This window comes from Austwickia sp., from assembly GCA_016699675.1.
GTDB lineage: Bacteria > Actinomycetota > Actinomycetes > Actinomycetales > Dermatophilaceae > Austwickia.
In genome coordinates this window covers 3,878,173-3,898,377 of sequence record CP064985.1, presented here as the reverse complement: position 1 = coordinate 3,898,377, position 20,205 = coordinate 3,878,173, and the positions used below count along the sequence as shown (strand labels likewise).

The 20,205-nt window shown below is 70.5% G+C and carries 18 protein-coding genes; 16 read left to right on the top strand and 2 right to left on the bottom strand.

Features of this window, described 5'->3' with window-relative positions; genetic code table 11:
• The first annotated feature begins 8 nt into the window (after positions 1–8).
• The 7 genes from sufC (at position 9) to IPK37_17830 (ending at position 5,715) form a co-directional block, all read left to right on the top strand.
• Complete coding sequence (gene sufC, locus IPK37_17860) at positions 9–788, top strand: Fe-S cluster assembly ATPase SufC (protein QQS00641.1); 780 nt, start codon at positions 9–11, stop codon at positions 786–788.
• Complete coding sequence (locus tag IPK37_17855; protein QQS00640.1) at positions 785–2,158, top strand: cysteine desulfurase; 1,374 nt, start codon at positions 785–787, stop codon at positions 2,156–2,158. The genes sufC and IPK37_17855 overlap by 4 nt, the downstream gene beginning before the upstream one ends.
• 7 nt (positions 2,159–2,165) lie before the next feature.
• On the top strand, positions 2,166–2,663 hold the full coding sequence (locus IPK37_17850) for an SUF system NifU family Fe-S cluster assembly protein (protein QQS00639.1): 498 nt from the start codon (positions 2,166–2,168) through the stop codon (positions 2,661–2,663).
• Between the two features lie 80 nt (positions 2,664–2,743).
• Positions 2,744–3,055, top strand: coding sequence for a metal-sulfur cluster assembly factor (locus IPK37_17845; protein ID QQS02989.1), 312 nt, complete (start codon positions 2,744–2,746; stop codon positions 3,053–3,055).
• 36 nt (positions 3,056–3,091) lie between these two features.
• On the top strand, positions 3,092–3,673 hold the full coding sequence (locus IPK37_17840; GenBank protein ID QQS02988.1) for a TIGR03086 family protein: 582 nt from the start codon (positions 3,092–3,094) through the stop codon (positions 3,671–3,673).
• Positions 3,674–3,715: 42 nt separating this feature from the next.
• The gene (locus IPK37_17835) at positions 3,716–4,648 is read left to right on the top strand and encodes a hypothetical protein (protein QQS00638.1); all 933 of its coding nucleotides are present in this window, start codon (positions 3,716–3,718) and stop codon (positions 4,646–4,648) included.
• Positions 4,645–5,715 (top strand): alcohol dehydrogenase catalytic domain-containing protein, encoded by a 1,071-nt coding sequence (locus IPK37_17830; protein QQS00637.1) that lies wholly within the window; start codon positions 4,645–4,647, stop codon positions 5,713–5,715. The genes IPK37_17835 and IPK37_17830 overlap by 4 nt, the downstream gene beginning before the upstream one ends.
• Before the next feature lie 55 nt (positions 5,716–5,770).
• Here the strand turns inward: IPK37_17830 and IPK37_17825 are convergent, their stop codons facing one another.
• Positions 5,771–6,526 (bottom strand): 4'-phosphopantetheinyl transferase superfamily protein, encoded by a 756-nt coding sequence (locus tag IPK37_17825; protein QQS00636.1) that lies wholly within the window; start codon positions 6,524–6,526, stop codon positions 5,771–5,773.
• A gap of 484 nt (positions 6,527–7,010) precedes the next feature.
• On the opposite strand from IPK37_17825, the gene IPK37_17820 reads away from it, so the two are divergent.
• The 4 genes from IPK37_17820 to IPK37_17805 all read left to right on the top strand — a co-directional run bounded on the left by IPK37_17820 (position 7,011) and on the right by IPK37_17805 (position 14,608).
• The gene (locus IPK37_17820; protein ID QQS02987.1) at positions 7,011–10,943 is read left to right on the top strand and encodes an amino acid adenylation domain-containing protein; all 3,933 of its coding nucleotides are present in this window, start codon (positions 7,011–7,013) and stop codon (positions 10,941–10,943) included.
• A 209-nt stretch (positions 10,944–11,152) separates the two neighbouring features.
• Positions 11,153–12,379 (top strand): hypothetical protein, encoded by a 1,227-nt coding sequence (locus IPK37_17815; GenBank protein ID QQS00635.1) that lies wholly within the window; start codon positions 11,153–11,155, stop codon positions 12,377–12,379.
• Entirely contained in the window at positions 12,376–13,083 is a 708-nt protein-coding gene (locus IPK37_17810; protein ID QQS00634.1) for a hypothetical protein, read from the top strand. Before IPK37_17815 ends, IPK37_17810 begins: the two co-directional genes overlap by 4 nt.
• A 241-nt stretch (positions 13,084–13,324) precedes the next feature.
• Positions 13,325–14,608 carry a hypothetical protein gene (locus IPK37_17805; GenBank protein QQS00633.1) on the top strand — a complete coding sequence of 428 codons (1,284 nt, stop codon included), beginning with the start codon at positions 13,325–13,327 and terminating at the stop codon, positions 14,606–14,608.
• Between the two features lie 9 nt (positions 14,609–14,617).
• Here IPK37_17805 and IPK37_17800 read toward each other — a convergent pair whose 3' ends face one another.
• On the bottom strand, positions 14,618–15,439 hold the full coding sequence (locus IPK37_17800; GenBank protein ID QQS00632.1) for a hypothetical protein: 822 nt from the start codon (positions 15,437–15,439) through the stop codon (positions 14,618–14,620).
• A 341-nt stretch (positions 15,440–15,780) separates the two neighbouring features.
• Between IPK37_17800 and IPK37_17795 the strand changes: the two genes are divergently transcribed.
• The 5 genes from IPK37_17795 to IPK37_17775 all read left to right on the top strand — a co-directional run bounded on the left by IPK37_17795 (position 15,781) and on the right by IPK37_17775 (position 20,097).
• Positions 15,781–16,851, top strand: coding sequence for a hypothetical protein (locus IPK37_17795; protein QQS00631.1), 1,071 nt, complete (start codon positions 15,781–15,783; stop codon positions 16,849–16,851).
• Between the two features lie 104 nt (positions 16,852–16,955).
• Positions 16,956–17,846: a DUF2520 domain-containing protein gene (locus tag IPK37_17790; GenBank protein QQS00630.1), complete on the top strand. Its 891-nt coding sequence runs from the start codon at positions 16,956–16,958 to the stop codon at positions 17,844–17,846.
• Between the two features lie 85 nt (positions 17,847–17,931).
• Positions 17,932–18,387, top strand: a complete 456-nt coding sequence (locus tag IPK37_17785; protein ID QQS02986.1) for an aspartate 1-decarboxylase — start codon at positions 17,932–17,934, stop codon at positions 18,385–18,387.
• On the top strand, positions 18,387–19,235 hold the full coding sequence (gene panB, locus IPK37_17780; protein ID QQS00629.1) for a 3-methyl-2-oxobutanoate hydroxymethyltransferase: 849 nt from the start codon (positions 18,387–18,389) through the stop codon (positions 19,233–19,235). Before IPK37_17785 ends, panB begins: the two co-directional genes overlap by 1 nt.
• Position 19,236: 1 nt before the next feature.
• Complete coding sequence (locus tag IPK37_17775) at positions 19,237–20,097, top strand: pantoate--beta-alanine ligase (GenBank protein ID QQS02985.1); 861 nt, start codon at positions 19,237–19,239, stop codon at positions 20,095–20,097.
• The last annotated feature ends 108 nt before the right edge of the window (positions 20,098–20,205 follow it).

Below are 20,205 nucleotides of genomic sequence, written 5' to 3'. Positions count from 1 at the left end.
GTACGACGTTGTCCACGCTCGCCATCCGCGACCTGCACGTCAGTGTCGAGACTGAGAACGGCCCCAAGGAGATCCTGCGGGGCGTCAACCTCACCATCGCCTCCGGGGAGACGCACGCCATCATGGGCCCCAACGGCTCCGGCAAGTCCACGCTCGCGTACTCGATCGCGGGCCACCCGAAATACACCGTGACCTCCGGCTCCGTCACCCTTGACGGGGAGGACGTGCTGGCCATGACGGTCGACGAGCGCGCCCGGGCCGGCCTGTTCCTCGCTATGCAATACCCGGTCGAGGTGCCCGGCGTGTCGGTGTCGAACTTCCTGCGCACTGCCAAGACTGCCATCGACGGCCAGGCGCCGAAGCTGCGCACCTGGGTCAAGGACGTCAAGGCCGCGATGGGCGCGCTGAAGATGGACGAGGCCTTCGCACAGCGGGACGTCAACGCCGGCTTCTCCGGCGGTGAGAAGAAGCGCCACGAGATCCTGCAGCTCGAGCTGCTCAAGCCCAAGATGGCCATCCTCGACGAGACCGACTCCGGCCTGGACGTCGACGCGCTGCGGGTCGTCTCCGAGGGCGTCGTGCGCGCCAAGGAGGCCAACGACCTCGGCATCCTCCTCATCACGCACTACACGCGGATCCTGCGCTACATCAAGCCCGATCACGTGCACGTCTTCGCGGGCGGCCGGATTGTCGAGGAGGGCGGCCCCGAGCTGGCCGACCAGCTGGAAGAGGAGGGCTACGACAAGTACGTCGCCCTGCAGCAGGAGCAGGCGGCGACCGCGGGATGACGACCCTCGTCCGTACGGCGGGTGCGCCGGGCGCCCCGGCGACCTCGGATGCCTCGGCTCCTGCCCACCCGGCGGCCCCCTTCGACGAGGCGGAGCTGGCGCGCATCCGCGCCGACTTCCCGATCCTGAGCCGTCGGATGCGCGACGACAAGCCGCTGGTCTACCTGGACTCCGGCGCGACCTCGCAGAAGCCGCGCCAGGTCCTCGACGCCGAGCGAGGCTTCTACGAGACGCTCAACTCCGCCGTCCACCGCGGCGCCCACCAGCTCTCCGAGGAGGGCACCGACGCCTACGAGAAGGCCCGCGAACGGGTCGGGCGCTTCATCGGCGCCCCGGCCCGAGAGGTCGTCTTCACCAAGAGCGCCACCGAGTCCTTGAACCTCGTGGCGTACGCGCTGGGCAACGCGGCCGCGCCCGGCGCCCTCGACGGGGTGGCCCCGGCCCTGGCCGACCGACTCCGGATCGGTCCCGGCGACGAGATCTGCATCACCGAGATGGAGCACCACGCCAACCTCGTGCCCTGGCAGGAGCTCGCCCGGCGGACGGGCGCGACGCTGCGCTGGATCCCGCTGGCCCCCGACGGGCGCCTCGACCTCGCGACGCTGGACCAGGTCGTCACCGAGCGCACCAAGGTGCTGGCGTTCACGCACGTCAGCAACGTGCTGGGCACCCTCAACCCCGTCGCCACGCTCGTCGCCCGCGCCCGCGAGGTGGGCGCCCTGACCGTGCTCGACGCCTGCCAGTCCGCGCCGCACCTGCCCCTGGACGTCAACGCGCTCGGCGTGGACTTCCTCGCGTTCTCCAGCCACAAGATGTGCGGCCCGCTCGGCATCGGCGTCCTGTGGGGCCGTTATGAGCTGCTCGCCGCGCTCCCGCCGTACCTCACCGGCGGTTCCATGATCGAAGTGGTGCGGATGGAAGGCTCCACGTACCTGCCGCCGCCGGAGAAGTTCGAACCCGGGGTGCCCGCAGCGGCGCAGGTGATCGGCCTGGCGGCGGCCTGCGACTACCTCGACGCGCTCGGGATGGAGCGCGTCGACGCCCACGTCCGGTCCCTTGCCGACCGGCTGCTCGACGCGCTGGCGGAGCGGCCCTGGGTCACGGTGCTCGGGCCGGAGAACGGCGCCGACCGCTCCGGCGCCGTCGCCTGGGTCGTCGACGGCGTACACCCCCACGACGTCGGCCAGGTGCTCGACGACGAGGGCATCGAGGTCCGCGTCGGGCATCACTGCGCGGCCCCGCTGCACCGGGCCCTCGGGGCCGTGGCCTCGACCCGGGCGACGTTCGGCCCTTACAACACCCCGGCCGAGGTCGACGCCCTCGTCGCCGCGCTCGACCGGGTCCCAGCGATCTTCCGGCTGGAGGTGTGATCCGCCGATGGACCTCTACCAGGAGCTGATCCTCGACCACAGCAAGCACCCGCAACACGCGGGCCTGCGCACGCCGTACGAGGCCGAGGTACACCACGTGAACCCGACCTGCGGCGACGAGGTGACCCTGCGGGTCCACCTCGACGACGTCGCCAAGGGCGCCGCCGCCACCGTGGCCGACATCAGCTACGACGCGCTCGGCTGCTCGATCTCGATGGCGTCCACCTCGATCCTCGCCCAGGAGTGCATCGGCCACCCGCTGGGGGAGACGCTGGAGACGTACGCCGCGATGAAGGCCATGCTGACCTCCCGCGGGCAGGACGCCGGCGACGAGGAGGTCATCGGCGATGGCGTCGCGCTGGCCGGCGTGGCCAAGTACCCGGCCCGGGTCAAGTGCGCCCTGCTGCCCTGGTCGGCGCTGATGGACGCGCTCGCGCGTGCCGGCGCCGACACCGAACCCCTGGCCGCCGAGCCAGCCGTGCCCACCCTGGAGGAGACCCGATGAGCGAGGCCCTTTCGCACGACCTGAGCGACGCCTCCGCGCAGCACGTCCCCGCGCAGGACGGCGGCGCGTCAGGCGACGACCTGCCGGTGAACGTCTACGACATCGAGGAGGCCCTGCGCGACGTCGTCGACCCCGAGCTGGGCATCAACGTCGTCGACCTGGGCCTGATCTACGGCGTCCACATCGACTCCGCCTCGCACGCCGTCATCGACATGACGCTGACGTCGGCGGCCTGCCCGCTCACCGACGTGATCGAGGACCAGACCGCCCAGGCCCTGGAGGGTCTGGTCGCCAGCCACCGCATCAACTGGGTGTGGATGCCGCCGTGGGGTCCCGACAAGATCACCCCCGACGGGCGCGAGCAGCTGCGGGCCCTGGGCTTCAACGTCTAGGGCGATCCGGTGCCCACCGACCGTTCGACCGTCGACCTGCTGCCCGAGGCGGCCCGGGCCGTGACCGCGGTCGTCGACGCGGTGGCCGCGAGTCCCGCCGACGCGTGGGACGCGCCGTCGCCCTGCGCGGGCTGGAGCGTGCGCGACGTCCTCAACCACCTGGTGGCCGAGCACCTGTGGGCGCCGCATCTGCTGCGCGCGGAGACGCTCGCGCAGGTCGGTGACCGCTACGACGGCGACGTCCTGGGCGCCGACCCGGGCGCCGCCTGGCGCCGGGCCATGAGCGCCTCGCTGCTCGCCTGGGCGCAGGCCGACCTCGCCGGGCAGGTGCACACCTCGATGGGGCTGCTCGACGTGGCGGAGTACGCGCATCAGATGCTCCTCGACCTCACCGTGCACGGCTGGGACCTGGCGGCCGGGGCGCGCACGCCGTACGAGGCCGTTCCCGACGCCGTCGAGGACGGGATCGCCTACGAGACACCCCTCGTCGCGCAGGGCCTCAAGGCCGGGATCTTCGCCCCGCCCACGGGGTACGCCGGCCCGAATCGGCTCGGTGTCCTGCTCAGCTTCACCGGCCGAAACCCCCTCACCACGGCTGGTCAACGCCCGGTCACGTAGCCTCGGCATAGTCGTTGTCGAGGAGCGGACAAGGGGGGATCGGTGAACGCAGCCGGCGGCAGCCGCACGGTCGAGCTGACCGCGTTCTCCGAGGCGTTCGGGCGGGCCATCGAGGCCCGCGGGCTGCCGCTGGAGCGGGTTTCCGCGCACCTGCGGGCGCGCGGGCATTCGATCAGCATTGCGACGCTGAGCTACTGGAAGACGGGCCGGAGCACCCCCGGCCGCGTTCCCTCCCTGCGTGCGGTCGGCGCGCTCGAGGAGGTCCTGCGGGTGCCGCGGGGGAGTCTGGCCGTCCTGATCCCCCAGCCGGTGGTGCCGCCGGGCGTGCCGCCGGCCCGGGTCGTCGACCTGTTCGAGCAGCAGCGCATCGGCGACGAGATGATCCAGGACCTCGGTCGGTCCTGGGACGAGGGCATCGACATCATCGCCATCCACGCTGTTTCCCGGGTGGACGAGCGGCTGATGCTGGCGCAGACGCATGTGCGGGAGGTGCTCCGGACCCAGCGCGACGGCGTCGACGCCTACCTCGTGGGGATGGGCTATCCCGTCGCCGGCTGCATCCCGGTCTTCGAGCCCATCGCGGGGTGCCGCACCGGGCGCAGCCGCACGCACCTGGAGGCGTCCACCTGCGTGACCGAGCTGCTGCTGCCGTCGCCGGGGGCCGGGGTGGTGCACGTCCTGGACTACCGGATCAGCTACCCGCTGCGCCGCCCGCCGGCCGAACCGGTGCCGATGACCTACGTGCTCAGGTCCACCTCGCCGCTGCGCGAGATGTACGTCGGGATCGACTTCACGGCCGCCTGCCCCGACCCCGCGGCCCCGCCGCACGACCTGCCCTTCGAGGTGTCCCGGGTTCAGATGACACCGGCCGACCAGACCGTACGGCGGGGGCGGGCCAGGCCCAGGATGTCGATCTATCGGGCCGACTTCGGGCCCGGCAAGCTGGGCTTCGAGTGGGAGAGTCTGGGCTCATGAGGGGAGTCGTCTACGACGCGTACGGCGCCGCGCCCCACCTCGCCGAGCTGCCCGAGCCCGCCTGCCCGGACGACGGGGTCCTGCTCCGGGTGGCCGCGACCGGGGTCTGCCGATCCGACTGGCACGCCTGGCAGGGCCACGACCCGGTCCCACTGCCGATGGTGCCCGGTCACGAGCTCGTGGGCGAGATCGTCGAGGTCGGCCCGGAGGTGCGGCGGTGGGGGCCAGGCGCCCGCGTCACTGTGCCCTTCGCCTGCGGGTGCGGGCGCTGCGCGTCCTGCGCCGCCGGGGCCACCCACGTGTGCCCGCACCAGACGCAGCCGGGCTTCACGCGGTGGGGGTCCTTCGCCGAGTACGTCGCCCTCGAGGCGGCGGACACCAATCTCGTGGCCGTCCCGGAGGCGCTGGGGTCGGTGGCGGCGGCCGCGCTCGGCTGCCGGTTCGCGACGGCGTACGCCGCGCTGCGGCACGCGACCGATGGCGACGACCTGGCCCAAGCGTCGGGGGAGACGCTGGTCGTGTGGGGGTGCGGTGGCGTGGGGTTGTCCGCGGTGGCACTGGCCGCGGCGGCGGGTCTCCAGGTGGTGGGCGTGGATCCGGCCGCGGGTGCCCGGGCCGGCGCGGAAGGGCTGGGCGCCGCGCACACCCTCGACCCGACGGGGCTCGACGCTGCCCGCCTGGCCGGGGCGGTGCGCGACCTGCTCGGGGGTGGTGCGCACGCGAGCATCGACGCGCTCGGCCGCCCGGAGCTGCTGGCGGCGGGCGTGCTGAGCCTGCGGCCGCTCGGGCGGCACGCGCAGGTCGGCCTGCTGCTGGCCGACGACGCGGCGCCGTCCGTCCCGATGGGCCCGGTGATCGCGGGCGAGCTGCAGATCCGAGGGGTTCACGGGCTGCCGGCGGTGGGATATCCGGCGCTGTTCGCCGCCATCGGGTCCCTCGGGGTGGACCTGTCGCGGCTGATCGGCCGGGTGGTGGGACTTGCGCAAGCTCCTGCGGTGCTTGCAGAAATGAGCACGCAGGCGCCAATGCCTGGGATGAGCGTGGTGGACCTGGCATGGCGGCTCTGAGGGGCATCCGGTTTTGTCTCTCCGACGACCCGGCCACCATCGGCACGGCCGCCGCTCAGGAGGGCAACAGGAATCGCTGGCCAGGTCTCAAGACGTAGGCCAGCGTCGCGGAGTAACCGGTCGGTGCCGGCAGGGGGACCAGTCGCACCCGCTGCACTCGACCCAAGGCCGGCACTCTCGTCACCGGCAGGTCCGCCGCAACGGAGGCGGCGTCGAGAGCCATTCCCACGCCAACGGCTTTGAGCGCGGCCTCCTTTCCGGTCCACCATCGAGCCGCGAGCGCCGGGCGTTCGGCCGGCGGGACCATCCGGAGCCGACCCCGTTCGTCGGCAGAAAACGCGGTTTCGAGCTCCAGCGCACCGGCCAGCGCAGCGGTCTGCTCGACGTCCACCCCGCACGGCATCTCGCCGAGAGCCACCGCCACGACGGTCCCGCTGTGGGCGATCGACAGGTGCAGGGTACTCGGCTCGCCGTCGAGGTATAACCGCGGCCGGCCGGCCGTTGCCCCTCCGTCCGACACCACCTGCAGCCGGCTGGGGTCCACGCCGAAACACTCGGCCGCCCGCACCTTGGCGAGGACCCGCCCGGTAGCGTGCCGAGCCTGGTCCGCCGGCTCTCGCAGGCGTTCACACCGGGCGCGTTCGGTCGGGTCGAGCAGGGGATGGTCAACGTAATCGACCTGTGCGGCGGTCCACGCGACCGCGGGCTCCCGGGGTTTGCGCGAGCGCATCGCGAACCGCAAGGGTGCACTCAGTCGACTGTCGCGCCGCCACAAGCCCACGCCGGTGGCCGGTTCGCCGTCGGCGCGCATTTCGTCCTCCTCAGCTTCCTCTGTCCGCCCCCTCTGAGCATGCTGTGACGGACTTCACAATCAAGGGATGTTGACGTCGTCCGCGCATCGGCTCGGGGTCGCCCTACCTGGGCAGCCGGACCCATCGGGCCGTGAAACCGGTTGGTAGCTAAACCTATTGATCGGTCGATGACCGCTGGTCGTTGTTGGACAGCCGTCCAGCGCATCCCTAGCCTAGCTAAAGGGTTCCCCGGAGGTGGCCGCGCTCGGCCCACGGGGATAAGGGGTTGCGTTGAGAGGGTAGTAAATGCGTACGCGGGGACTGCAGGGTGGCAACGGCATGGCCCTTGGGGGGCACGAATACCGACTCCTTGTGGAGGACCCCCCGGACGTCTGGCGGAGGGAACCTTCGAAAGGTCCGGACCAGCGCTCCGAACACTCCACCAGTCCACGTGGTCTCAGTCCCGTGGGTGGTTCTGGTGTGCGGCCCCCCCTCCAGGCTCGGATGCATCACTACTTCGAGGCCACCTGCGACCGGCGCCCGGACGTGGTCGCGCTGGAGTGGGAGGGCGGCCGGGCGACCTACGCCGAACTCGATCGGCAGGCGAACCGCCTGGCCAATTACCTGCTAGAGCACCATGTGGAGCCGGGAGGCCGGATCGGCCTTCTCGTGCCCCGGTCGCACGACATGTACGTTGCCCTGCTCGGGGCACAAAAGACGGGGGCCTCCTTCGTCCCGATCGACCCCTCGTCGCCCGCGGACCGGGTCGAATACTTTGCCAGCGACTCGGGTCTCCAGCTGCTGATCACCACCTCGGATTATGCGGACGTCGCGGCAGGGGTGGCTGCCCCCACGCTGATGTTGGACGAGGTCCGCGCCGAGGTCGCTGCCAGCGCGCAGGGGCGACCACAGGTGGAGTCCGCACACGACGATCCCACCGCATACATCATCTACACCTCCGGCTCCAGCGGGCGACCGAAGGGCGTCGACGTCGGGCAGGCGAGCATCTGCAACTTTCTGCACGTAATCACCGAGATGTACGACGTCCGCCCCGGCGATCGCGTCTACCAAGGCATGACGATCTCATTTGATTTCGCGATCGAGGAGGTCTGGCCTACTTGGGCGGTGGGCGCCACCCTCGTCGCCGGTCCGACCGATGGCCGGCGAGTCGGCGCGGGCTTGACCACGTTTCTGGAGGAGCACGCCATCTCGCTGCTCTACTGCGTGCCGACCGTCCTCTCCACGGTGGAAAGGACGATTCCCTCGATCCGGGGGCTCATGGTCGGGGGTGAGGCTTGCCCATCCGAACTGGTCGAGCGCTGGGCACCGGGCTGTCGCATGCTCAACACCTACGGTCCCACCGAGGCTACGGTCACTTGCACCGTGGGGATCCTCGAGCCCGGCCGGCCAGTGACGATCGGGATCCCGGTCCCGACGTACACCGCCTTCATCCTCGACGAGCAGCGCCGCCCCGTCGAGGCCGGAAAGGACGGAGAGCTCTGCATTGGCGGCGTGGGGGTGGCTAAGGGCTACCTGAACCGACCGGACCTGACCTTCGACCGGTTCATCCCGCACCCCAGCGACCCGTCGCAGGGCCGGATCTACCGAACGGGCGACCTCGCGCGCATCCAGGACGACGGCGAAATCGTCTATCTGGGCAGGGCGGACGCGGAGGTCAAGATCCGCGGCCACCGAGTCGACCTCGGCGAGATCGAGAGCGTCTTGATGCGGGAGCCGGACGTGCACACGGCCGCCATCAAGCACCTCACCTCCCCGGAGACGGGGGACGAGCTCGCGGGCTACCTTGTCCCAAACTCGGGCAGCGACGAACAGGACCCAGGCCGCCTGACGAAGCTGCATCAGCAACTCCGCGAGGTGCTGCCGCCGTACATGGTCCCCAGCTATCTCCAGTGGGTGGGCGAGTTGCCCATGCTGCCCAGCGGCAAGGTGGACCGCAAGACATTGCCCGACCCGAGCACGCCACGCCTGATCGGCGGTAGCGGGGAGATCGTCGAGCCCGCCACCGCCATGGAGCACTGGGTCCGCGAGGTCTGGGCCGGGGTCTTCCACTTAGAGCCCGAGCAGGTCTCGGTGACTGCGGACTTCTTCGCCGACCTGAGCGGGCACTCGCTCCTGGCCGCCAACGTGACCTCACGCCTGCGGCAGGACGAGCGAGGCGCTCCCATGTCCGTGCTGGATCTGTACGCCAATCCCACGATCTGTGAGCTGGCCCAGCACCTCGACCTCGCCGCCCTGAGCGCGGCCGACGCGCGAGGTGTCACCGCGGCCGGGGGGTCGGTGCCGCGCGCGCCCTGGTGGCGAATCGCCGCGTTCGCGCTGGCTCAGTTCCTGGCGATCTTCGTCATCATCGCCATCACCACGGCGCCCATCGCGCTCATCTACGCGTGGCACGAAGGGGTCCCGTCCTTCGCGATGCTGCAACAGATCATTCTGGCGTTCCCCGTGGCATATCTGTCCGAGCGATGGCTCTTGCCCCTGCTCGTGGCCCGGTTGATCGGCATGCGGCTTCGGGAGGGGGAATACCCTCTGTATGGCTGGACGCACTTCCGGGTGTGGCTCGTCAGCAAGTCGATGCAGCTCTCGCCGATGGTCAACCTCGCGGGATCGGCCTACGCGGCCAGTTACCTACGACTCGCGGGCGCCCGCATCGGCGCCGGCGCGCACGTGGGCACGGAACTCATCGCCCTGCCAAGCATGGTCGTCCTGGATGAGAACGCCACGGTGGGCTACGCCACCCACCTGCAGGGTTATGAGATCGCGGACGGCCGCCTGACGATCGGCGTGGTGCGGCTCGGCGACACAGCTACGGTCGCCGCGAACTGCGTGCTGGTCGGACCTTGCGAGATCAAGGATCGGGCCGTGCTGCGGGAGCAATCCTCGCTCTTAGCAGGCCAGCGCGTGCCGGCCGGGGAGGTGTGGGGTGGCTCCCCGGTGCGTGCCATGCCCGCCGGTGAGGAGCCCATCCTCAAGATCATGGCCGAGTGCGATGACGCGCCCAGGGAATGGTCGTCGCTTCTGAAGAACCGGTTCGCCTGGGGTTTGGTCGCTTTGGAGTTCGCGCCGCTGGCCGCCATGCTGCCCGTCGTCTCCGCGGTGTGGTGGATCATGCTGACCTTCGACTCCGGTGCAGCGCTCGTTGTCACCCTCTTCACCGGACCGCTGTTTGTCGTCTCATCCTGCGTGATCATCCTGTCGCTGCGCCGTTTCGGGTTGCCCAAGACACCGGTCGGGATCCACCATCTGCGTTCTCGCCTCGGCGTGGAGAAGTGGTTTGCGGACAAGCTGCTCTCCCTCAGCCTTCTCTTGACCAACACGCTCTACTCGACGTTGTATACGGCGCCGTGGCTGCGCCGGCTGGGGGCCAAGATCGGCCCGCGCGCCGAGGTTTCCACCATTGCCAACATCGACCCAGATCTGCTCACCATCGGGGCTGAATCCTTCGTGGCGGACATGGCGAGCGTAGGCAGCGCAACGTACTGCAACAGCCACGTGGCCTTCCGCCCGACAACGATCGGCCGGCGCGCCTTCATCGGCAACGCGTCGTTCGTCCCTTCGGGCACCTCCATGGGTGATGGGTCCTTGCTCGGCGTGGGGTCCGTCCCCCCGCCCTCCGGCGTGCCTGCGGGCACGTCATGGCTCGGCAGCCCGGCGATCTATCTGCCGCGACGGGAGGTGTACGACGGCTACTCCGAAGCGGAGACGTTCGTCCCCGGGCGTCGCCAGCTAGCGGGGCGCTACGCCATCGAGGCGCTGCGCATCGTCCTGCCCTCATCGATCCTGGCCACCTCGCTGTTCGTGACGTTGTACGTCGCCTCGCAGCTCGCTGAGGCGGGGAGTTCCGCATGGCAGTTGCTCCTGCTCGTCCCTGCGGTCGCCCTGACGTTGAGCTTGGGCGTCGTTCTCCTGACGGCGGCGATCAAATGGCTCGTCGTCGGCCGGTACAAGGCCCGCGTCGAGCCGCTGTGGAGCGGCTTCGTCCGGCGTACTGAGTTCGTGACCGGGGTATACGAGGCCTCGGCCGTGCCCGCACTCCTGACGTTCCTTTCCGGGACGCCCCTCCTTGGTCCTCTGCTTCGCCTGTACGGCGTGTCCGTGGGGCGCCGCAGCCTCGTCGACACCACCTACCTGACCGAGTTCGACCTGGTGCACATCGGCGACGACGCCTACATCGGCGCCGCTGTGTCACTCCAGACGCACCTCTTCGAGGACCGCGTCATGAAAATGAACCACATTCACATCGGCGACGGCGTGAGCGTCGGTACCCGAGCGGTGGTGCTGTACTCCAGCGACGTCAACGATGGCGTCACGCTCGCGCCGCTGTCCCTCGTCATGAAGGGTGAGTCCTTGCCCGCACGGACGACATGGGCCGGCATTCCCGCACAGTTGTCCCGTTCCGCGACAGGGGTTTCCTCGTGACCGCAACGCTTTCCAGTTCCGCGCACCCCTCCGCGGGGTCGGACGAAACACCAGACCGACCCGAGGTCCTCAGCGATGAGGCCGCCGCGACGTTCCCGCACCAGTGCGTGCCCGAGACACAACCGAAGGCGTCGCCGCCGGTGCCGCGCCGTCGCGCTCGATCCGGTACCCGGTTCGTCGGCCTCGACGTGGCTCGCGGCCTCGCCGTGTTGGGGATGGTCGCGGTGCACACGATCGAGTCGGCGGATCGGTCGGGAAATATGTCGGCCGCGTGGATTCTCGCCAACGGCAAGGCCTCCGCCCTGTTCGCCGTACTCGGTGGCGTGGGCTTGGCCTTCATGACGGGCCGGCAGAAACCTCCACGGGGGCGCGCCGCCGCCCGGGCCGCCACAATTCCAGCCGTGCGTGGTGCGCTCTTGATCCTGTTCGGACTGTTGCTGGGCGCGATCGTGGACATCGGGGACGTGTCCGTTGTCCTGTCCTACCTCGGCACGGTGTTCCTCATGGCGGCCGTGGTGGTCCCGCTCGGGGCGCGCTCTCTTCTGGTTCTCGGGCTGGCCTGGACGATCGTGGGGCCCGTTCTTAGCCAGCTGCTCCGGCAAGAAATGCCGGCGCAGGAACCGTTCAATCTCACTCTGACGTCGCTCGGCGACCCCCTCCTCGTGGTGCAGACGCTGATGCTCACGGGGGGTTTTCCGGCGCTGACCTGGTTCGCTTACATCTGCATCGGCATGGCCATCGGTAGGGCGAATCTCAGTGCTCGGCTGGTCATCGCGAAGCTCCTCGCCGGCGGTAGCCTGTTGGCGCTCGTCACGTCGGTCTTCGGCTCTGTGCTCGTGGATGGCTTTGGCCTGCGGGATCGCCTTGCCGACGATGTTGCCGGCTCGATGAGTCTGGAGACCTTCACGAACTATCTGGTCTTCGGCGGCGACGGCACTCTGCCCGCAGACTCGTGGTGGTGGCTCGGCGTGCAGGCCGCCCATACCGGAACGCCCTTGGACCTGTTGTTCACGATCGGCACCTCCTGCGCGGTCATTGGGGCCTGCTTGGCGCTCACCACGGTCTTCGGGCATCGCTTCGCGCTGCTATCCGTGCCCGGCAGTATGACGCTGACCCTGTACTCCCTTCACGTTCTCCTCCTGGGTCCGTTCCGCGGACTGCCGGCCGGAGTGCACTTCGCGGTCCAGGTCTTCGATCTCGTGCTGTTCGCGCTCGTGTGGTCGAGGTTCTTCCGACGGGGCCCATTGGAAGAGGTGCTCCGCACGGCGGTCCGTTACGCGACGCCCGCGAGCGGCCCGCGCCCCCGGCCCGCCATCCGACTGCGCCGCCCCGTGCGGCGGACAAGGACGGTGGGACTGCACCGTGCCGGAGCCGCCACCCGACCCGAAAGGGAGCGCCCCGCCCGCGCGACGGCTCGTACCGCCGGGGCTCAATGACGCCGCTGCGACGATGGCGCCGCTCCGCGGAGCCCGACGCGCTCGTGTACCGCGGCCCAGCCTCCCTGCCGGGCTGTCCGGAGGCGGCGGCCAGGGCGGTCCGGGCGGCCGGGCTTAGCGTGGACTACATCGGGCCGGCCGAGCGTCGTCGCCTTGACCTGCCCGGTCTGACCGGATGCCAGCTTTATGTGCAACCCGGCGGGGGAGAGCTCGAGGATGCGTGGCCTCATGTCAAACCTGCCCGGCACCTGCTGCGTACGTTTGTAGCGCAGGGGGGCGGCTATCTCGGCTTCTGCCTCGGGGCCTACCTCGCTGGGAAGGGCCCGGGATTCGGCCTGCTGCCGGGCGACACGGACCAATACATCACCAGCAAGGGCTGCGACATCCGCCATGACGGGGACGCCATCGTCACCGTCTACTGGCGCGGACAACCCCGGCGGTTGTACTTCCAGGACGGTCCGGTCCTGCTCTTTCGTTCAGGCGCAGACGTCGAGGTGCTCGCAACCTACGAGAACCGCTCGAACGCGGCCGCGGTGTGTCGGGTGGGCGCCGGCGCAGTGGGTCTGGCCGGGCCGCACCCGGAGGCCACCCCGGACTGGTTCTCCCGCCTCGCCCTCGCCGGCTCGCCTCCTGATGGCCTGGATCTGGCCATCGACCTCATTCACCGTACGATGGCAGCCGTCGGCCCCGCCGCCACGAGCTGAGGCGCCGAGGAGACGCGCCCGGCCTGGTCGCGACCCCTAGGGGGCGTCACTGAGTGGCCTCAGCGAAGATCGAGGCGCGGCTGCGCGCCACCCGAGCTAGGAGTTCCGTGTGACCCGTAGCTGGTTTGTCCGCGCCGGTTGGCCCCTGGTGTGGGCCGCAGTGGGGTTGGGCGCGGCGTCCTGCAGCACCGAACGGAGCGCTTCGGAGGCCGCGGTGCCGCCGCCACCGCGGGACCGACCCGTGGTGCAGCTCGCCTTCACCATGGCCGACGACTTGGCCTCTGCCACAGGAACCGAGCGGGTGGCGTTTACCCCCAACCAGGAGATCTGCGAGGTGGTCTTCCGGGCTTGGCCTAATAAGCCCGCGACGGCCCGGCCGGGCAACCGCCTGACGGTGCGCTCGATCACCGTCGACGGCGTGAGTTTGCCCGTCCGGGTCACCCCCGCCGGAGCCGGCCGGGGCGCACCAGGCACACTCGTGTCCGCGCCGCTGACGTCGTGTCAAGCGGCGGGCACGAAGGTCACCGCGGACGTCTCGTTCGATGTGCAGCTCGGCCAGCGCACTGACGAGCGGTTGGGCTATGTGTCCCGGGGGGGCAGCATCGCGTGGCTGGGATCGGCCTACCCCCTCCTGGCCTGGACCCGCGCCGAGGGCTGGGTCCGTGATGACGCCGTGGACATCGTGGGCGAGACCGCGACCAGCGAGGTGTTCGAGCTCGAGTCGCTCGAGGTGGAGGCGCCCGCAGCGTACGCCGTCGCCGGCATGGGACGCGCCGAGGAGCCGCGGCCCGCGGCCACCGACGGGCGCAAGGTTCACCGTTTCTCTGCAGACGCCGTGCGCGACGTCACCTTCACGGTCGGCGAGATCAACCTGCGAACCACGACCGTCGATCAGCTGACGGTCGTGATCGCCACCCCGTCAGCCGGCGCGCGCGCCTCCGAGGCCGTCTGGGAGGAGGCGGTTCGCCGTGCGCTTGGCGACTTGTCGAAGCTGCTTGGTCCGGTCCCCGCCGAACACGTCTGGGTCAGCATCCTGCCGGTAGTGAGTGAGGGCGTGGAGTTCGGAAGCGCTGTGCAGCTCGGGGACGTCGATCCCGGCAAGGATCGCTGGCTGGTCGTCCACGAGTTGGCGCACTTGTGGTTCTACGGCCTCGTGGGCAACAACCAGGCTCGGGACCCCTGGTTGGACGAGGCCTTTGCCACTTATGCCCAAGAGGTCGTCGCCCCCGCGGGGACGACGAAGGACCGAGCGCACGTCGTTACCGGAGCCGTGGGGGCGCCGATGCTGCACTGGGCGACGGCGCGGCGCGGCGACTCTGCCTATGTCGACACCGTCTACGGCGGGGGCGGGAAGGCGCTGCTGGAGGCGCGCGAGGCTGCAGGCACCGCGGCTTTTGATGCCGCACTGCGTGAGTATGTTCGGCATAAGGAGTGGCAGATCGCCACGCCTTCTGATGTGCGCAGTGCCCTCGACAACCTCCCCCCGGCCATCGACGTCCTGCGGAAAGCCGGGGCGCTTCGCTGACTCCCGGCTCTAGCGGGCCATGTTCCGTGACGACGTGGGCGCCGGGCTCCCCGAGCTGGTCCCCGGCGTCGTGCGCTCGTCCTCGCTGTCCGCGGTGTCAGACGAGTCACCGGCGGAGATGTCTCCCTGGAAGGTCGTGATGAGCCACTTGATGCGGGGATCTCGCGTCACGATCGGCACAGTCGTGGGGGTGTCCGGCGCGGGCGTTGTCGTGGCTCCGGTCGAGGGTGCGGTGGTGGCGGTTGCGGCTGGGGCCGTCGCGAGGCTCGTGCTCCCCGGCGACGGTGGGGAAGTGGGCAGCAACGCAAGCGTCGATACGGTTGCCCCGGGTGTGGCCTTCGCAAGCTCGTCGAGGGGCACCACGGTCAACGTGACCTTTTTGCGCAGGTTCACCGCGCTCGGTGACTTGCCGCTCATGAGATCGAGGCGAGCGCGTTGCTGGAAGGACACCACCAGCGGATAGATGCCATCGGCGCGAACGGCACCCAAGCCCACGTTTCCTTCAGTGACGCCTTCGCCGGAAATCGGAGACTTCCCGCCATCCGGCATGCGGAGGGTAGGCGCTTGGAGATTGAAGAACCGCAGCATCCGGACGGTGCTGGCCTCGTCCGCGTCGCCCCGTAGGGCTGCTGCCACGCTGTTGTGCCAATGGGGGACGGTGGCGGGGTCGAGATGTTGCACGATTCCGTCCGAGAGCGCGGCGGCCGACGGCGTCGGGGCCCCTGGATCGACCAGGGGAGCCTTGAGCCACTCGTCAATCGCGAACTGGGCGAGTTCGCGATACGCCTGTTGAGCGCGGTCACCGAACCGCTCGCGAGCGTTCTCCGCCACGGTCGGGGCCTCGATGAAGCGTTGCGGGGCGGCATCGTCTGTCGACCGTGGCGCCGCACAGCCGGAGAGGGCGGACGCAAGCCCCAACGCGGCGCAGGCGAGGCACCTGGCGCGCCCCGTCGTGACCCTGCGCCCGACGACGATGTGCGTGCTTCTTCTCACGCGACCCCCTCAGCAGATCTTCTCGACCGCGTTGTGGCGGCAGGCTCGAGAGCCGGCGGCGCCCCCTGGGCAACTGGACGTCCGTCCATTATGCCCCACGGCTTTGGAGCATCGCGGTGCGGTCGATAGGGAGGTACCCCTACCAAATCCCCCTACGGATTCCCCACTGGAGCCTTGACATGCCGCTATCTAAACCTGCCCGTCGCGCCGGAATCACCCTCGGCATCCTGTGCCTGTCCCTGCCGCTGGGCGCGACACTCGCGTCCGCGCAGTCTTCCACCATGGACGTGGCGCCTGCCGCCTACGGCCAGTCTTGGTCGGGTGACACGGTGGAGTGGGGCGGGCGAGACAACGGTGGCGGCTGGTCGCGGTGGCGTCGTTGGCACCGTAGCGGCCCCAGGTTCTCCCCGACTCCTTCTCCCCGCCCGACGAGCTCGCCCACTTCGGCGCCCACGACCGCCCCCACCTCGGCGCCGACGACCGCGCCCACCTCGGCGCCGACGACCGCCGCCCCGTCCCCGTCATCCCAGGGACCCGTCACGACGATCGCCGACAGGATCTCCGCCAGCTACACCGACCCGGCCGGCACCTCCTCGACGTATCACCTGTTCACCTCCAAGGTCGCGCAACAGCGACCCGTGGGTGTTGTCGTCTACCTCGACGGTGACGGCATGTACGGTCACCGCAATCCGTCCTCGACGTGGGCGCTTGGAGGCAGCGGTGGGGTGGTCGCCCAGGCCGGTGCGCGGGGCTACGCGACACTGTCGATCAAGACCCCGAGCGCCGATGGCACGTTCTGGAGTAAGGGCCGCGTCAACGCCGCGTACGTTGCTGCCCTGATTGAGTCGATCCGCTCCGAGCTGGGCGTTCAACGCACCTGGCTGGTGGGCTATTCGGGCGGTTCGCAGCTGATCACGCAGTATCTGTTGCCGGCCCACAGTGCGATCTTCGCCGCGGGAGGCGGTGCGGTCATCACCGGTGGCGGCGGGGCACCATCGGGTGATCCGACGATCAGCGCCGCGCTGAAGAGCGGCTTCCCCATGTTGTGGTACACCGGCAGCATCGATGATGGCCGCGGCCAGTCGGACGGCTACAACGGCCTTGCCGACGCCAAGCGCGGGCAGAGCTGGTATGCCGCGCGGGGCTTTAACGCAACGCGCCAAGAGCCCGCGGGGCTGGATCACGAGGATCTCGGCACCCGCTTTGGGACGGTTCTCGCGTCGCAACTCGACGCGTACCCCGCGCGCTGAGCTCTACCCGCCCGCCGGCGCGACGCTTGTCCGTCGGCGGGCGGACTGCGTCGTGGATCGTCGTGTGATAGAGCTTGGCGGTGACCCCACCGTGTCGTGTTGTCGTGTTGGGAACGGGCCGCCTCGCCGGGTCGCTCGCCGGCGCGATCAGCGCGCGGTGTGCCCCCGAGGTCGCAGTCGTGGCCGGGATCTGCGGGCGGACGCCCACTCGGGTCGCCGCGCTCGCGGCCGCCGTGGGAGCGCCAGCCGTCACCGTCGGCGATCTCGCAGAATCGGCTGATCTCATCCTCATCGCCGTGACCGACCGTGCCGTGGCGGACGTCGCAGGCGCGGTCGCCAGCGTGCTCGCCGGCGGCACGTTCGAGGGCGGTCGTGGCGCCCCCACAGGCTCGGTCGTGCACTGCTCCGGTGTCTTGCCCCTGGACGTTCTCGCCGCCCTCGCCGCGACCGGCTGTGCGATCGGCGCCTGGCATCCCCTGCAGGCGTTCCCGACGTCGGACACCGCGCTGGCCCCCGGGGTGACGTGGACCATCACCGCCGAGGACGCAAGGCTCGTGGCCACCCTGGAGAAGCTCACGCGGGCGCTGGGCGGCCGACCGAAACGGTTGGCCGCGCGCCACCGTCCGGCGTACCACGCCGCGGCCGTGCTGGCGGCGAACTACCCCGCCGGGCTCGTGGCGCACGCCGTCGGGGTGTTGACCGACTGCGGCTTCAGCGAGTCCGAGGCCCTCGCCGCGCTCCTGCCGTTGGCCCGCAGCGCCCTCGACGGGCTCGCCACGGCCGGCGTACCGGGGGGTATCACCGGCCCCGCCGTACGCGGCGATGTGGCAACGATCACGTCGCACCTGCGCGCCCTGGACGATCGACCAGCTACGCGCGAGCTATATCGGGCGGCTGGCCTGGGAATTGTGCCGTTCGCGCAGGCCCAAGGGTTGGCGCCGGAGGTGACCCGGCGCCTCGAGGCCGCGCTCACCGACGGTCGGGACCTCCCTTAAGCTAATGGCCCCGTCGCGACGACGCGCCGGGCCCGCGTCGCGAACGACATCGAGTTCTCAGGAGAACGCCTTGCCCTTTCGCACCATGGTGACCGGCAAGATCCACCGCGCCCGCGTGACGGCCGCCGACCTCCATTACGTGGGGTCGATCACGATCGACGAGGACCTGCTCGACGCCGCGGGCATCCTCTCCTACGAACGGGTGCAGGTGGTCGACATCGACAACGGCGCCCGGCTGGAGACCTACACGATCCCCGGCGCCCGCGGATCCGGCGAGGTTCAGCTCAACGGGGCGGCCGCGCGGCTCGTCTCCCCGGGCGACCTCGTGATCGTGATGGCGTATCAGCTGGTCGAGACCCCCGTGGACCCGCAGTTCCACCCCAGGGTCGTCCTCGTCGATCCGGCGACCAATACCATCGACCGCCTCATCACCCGTCGCGACGATCCGGGTGCGCTGGTGGGCGCCACGCTGCTCGCCGCCGCCGAACGGGAGCTGTCGGCGGCCGAGCAGGACCTCGTGGCGGCGGAGCGGGAGGGCTGATGCGCACCTCGATCGCCCAGCTGCACCGGCGGTACTCGGCCGGCGAGCGCATCGCCATGGTGACGGCGTACGACTACACCGCCGCCCGCATCGTCGACCGCACCGACATCCCGTTGATCCTCGTCGGGGACTCGCTGGGCATGGTCGTGCAGGGGCACGACTCGACGCTCCCGGTCACGATCGACGACATCGTCTACCACACGCGGGCGGTCGTACGGGGGGCGCAGCGCGCGCTCGTGGTCGCCGACCTGCCGTTCCTCACCTACGCCACCGAGGTCGACGCCCTGCGCAACGCCGGCCGGCTGATGGCCGAGGGGGGCGCCCAGTCGGTCAAGCTCGAGGGCGGCGTGGCCGTCGAGGCCACGATCCGGCGGGTGGTCGACGCCGGCATCCCCGTAATGGGCCACGTGGGCTTCACGCCGCAGTCGGTGCACAGCATCGGCATGCGCGTCCAGGGCAAGGACACGATCCGGGCCGGAGAGGTGCTGCGCGACGCGCTCGCGGTGCAGCGCGCCGGGGCGTGGGCCGTCGTCCTGGAGCTGGTGCCGGCGCCGCTCGCCCGAGCGATTACCGAGCGGCTGGAGATCCCCACGATCGGGATCGGCGCCGGCCCGGACTGCAGCGGCGAGGTGCAGGTGTGGCACGACATCCTCGGCCTGTACGACGACTTCATTCCCCGCCACACCAGGCGCTTCGCCGCGCTGGCGGACGAGGCGGCGCGCGCCCTCTCGGCGTACGACGAGGCCGTGCGCGACCGCACCTTCCCCACCCAGGCGAATTGTGCCGGCCTGGACGAGCACGTGCTGGCCGCGGTCCTCACCGGTGGCGAGGGGGGCGGCGGTGCCTGAGATGCGGATCGTCGTCGGGCGCGAGGAGATGCGGGCGGCGCGGGCCGAGTACGGCGTGCTGGGGTTCGTGCCGACGATGGGCTACCTGCACGAGGGGCACCTGTCCCTGGTACGGCGGGCGCGGGCGGAATGCGGCGCCGTCGCCGTGTCGATCTTCGTCAACCCGACGCAGTTCGGGCCGACCGAGGACCTGGCGGCCTACCCGCGCGACCTGGAGCGCGATCTGGCCCTGCTGCGCGCGGAGGGCGTCGACCTGGTGTGGACGCCCGGGGTTGAGGACGTGTACCCGCCGGGCTTCTCGACGTACGTCGACGTCGAGGGCGTGGCCGCGCCGCTGGAGGGGGCCCGGCGGCCGGGCCACTTCCGCGGCGTCGCCACGGTGGTCTCGATCCTGCTGGCGGTGACGACGCCGACGCGGGCGTACTTCGGGCAGAAGGACGCTCAGCAGGCCGCCGTGCTGCGGCGCATGGTGGCTGACCTCGGGTTCGGGACCGAGGTGGTGGTGGCCCCGACCGTGCGCGAACCGGACGGTCTGGCGCTGAGCAGCCGCAACGTCTACCTCGATCCGCCGCAGCGGCGCGCGGCCCTGTGCCTGTCGGGTGCCCTGCGGGCCGTGGCGGCGGCTTGGGCGGCGGGGGAGCGGGACGCGGCCCGGTTGCGGTCCATCGGCTCGGAGGTCATCGCGGCCGAGCCGCTGGCTCAGCCCGCGTACTTCTCCGTCGCCGACCCCGACACCCTGGCCGAGATCCCGGACGGCGCGGTCGTCGACCCGGCGCGCGGCGCGCTGGTGTCCACCGCCGTCAAGGTCGGCGCTCCGACGCTGATCGACAACACGGTGTTGGCACCGGTGCGGCACGGCTGATCGGCGCGCTCGTCCGTCGCCCGCTGCTGCAGCCGTAGGTGAGGCAGCTCTCCTGACGTCGAGGGAGCTCACCTACGTACGGGTGCTCTCTCGACCTCAGGGGAGTCG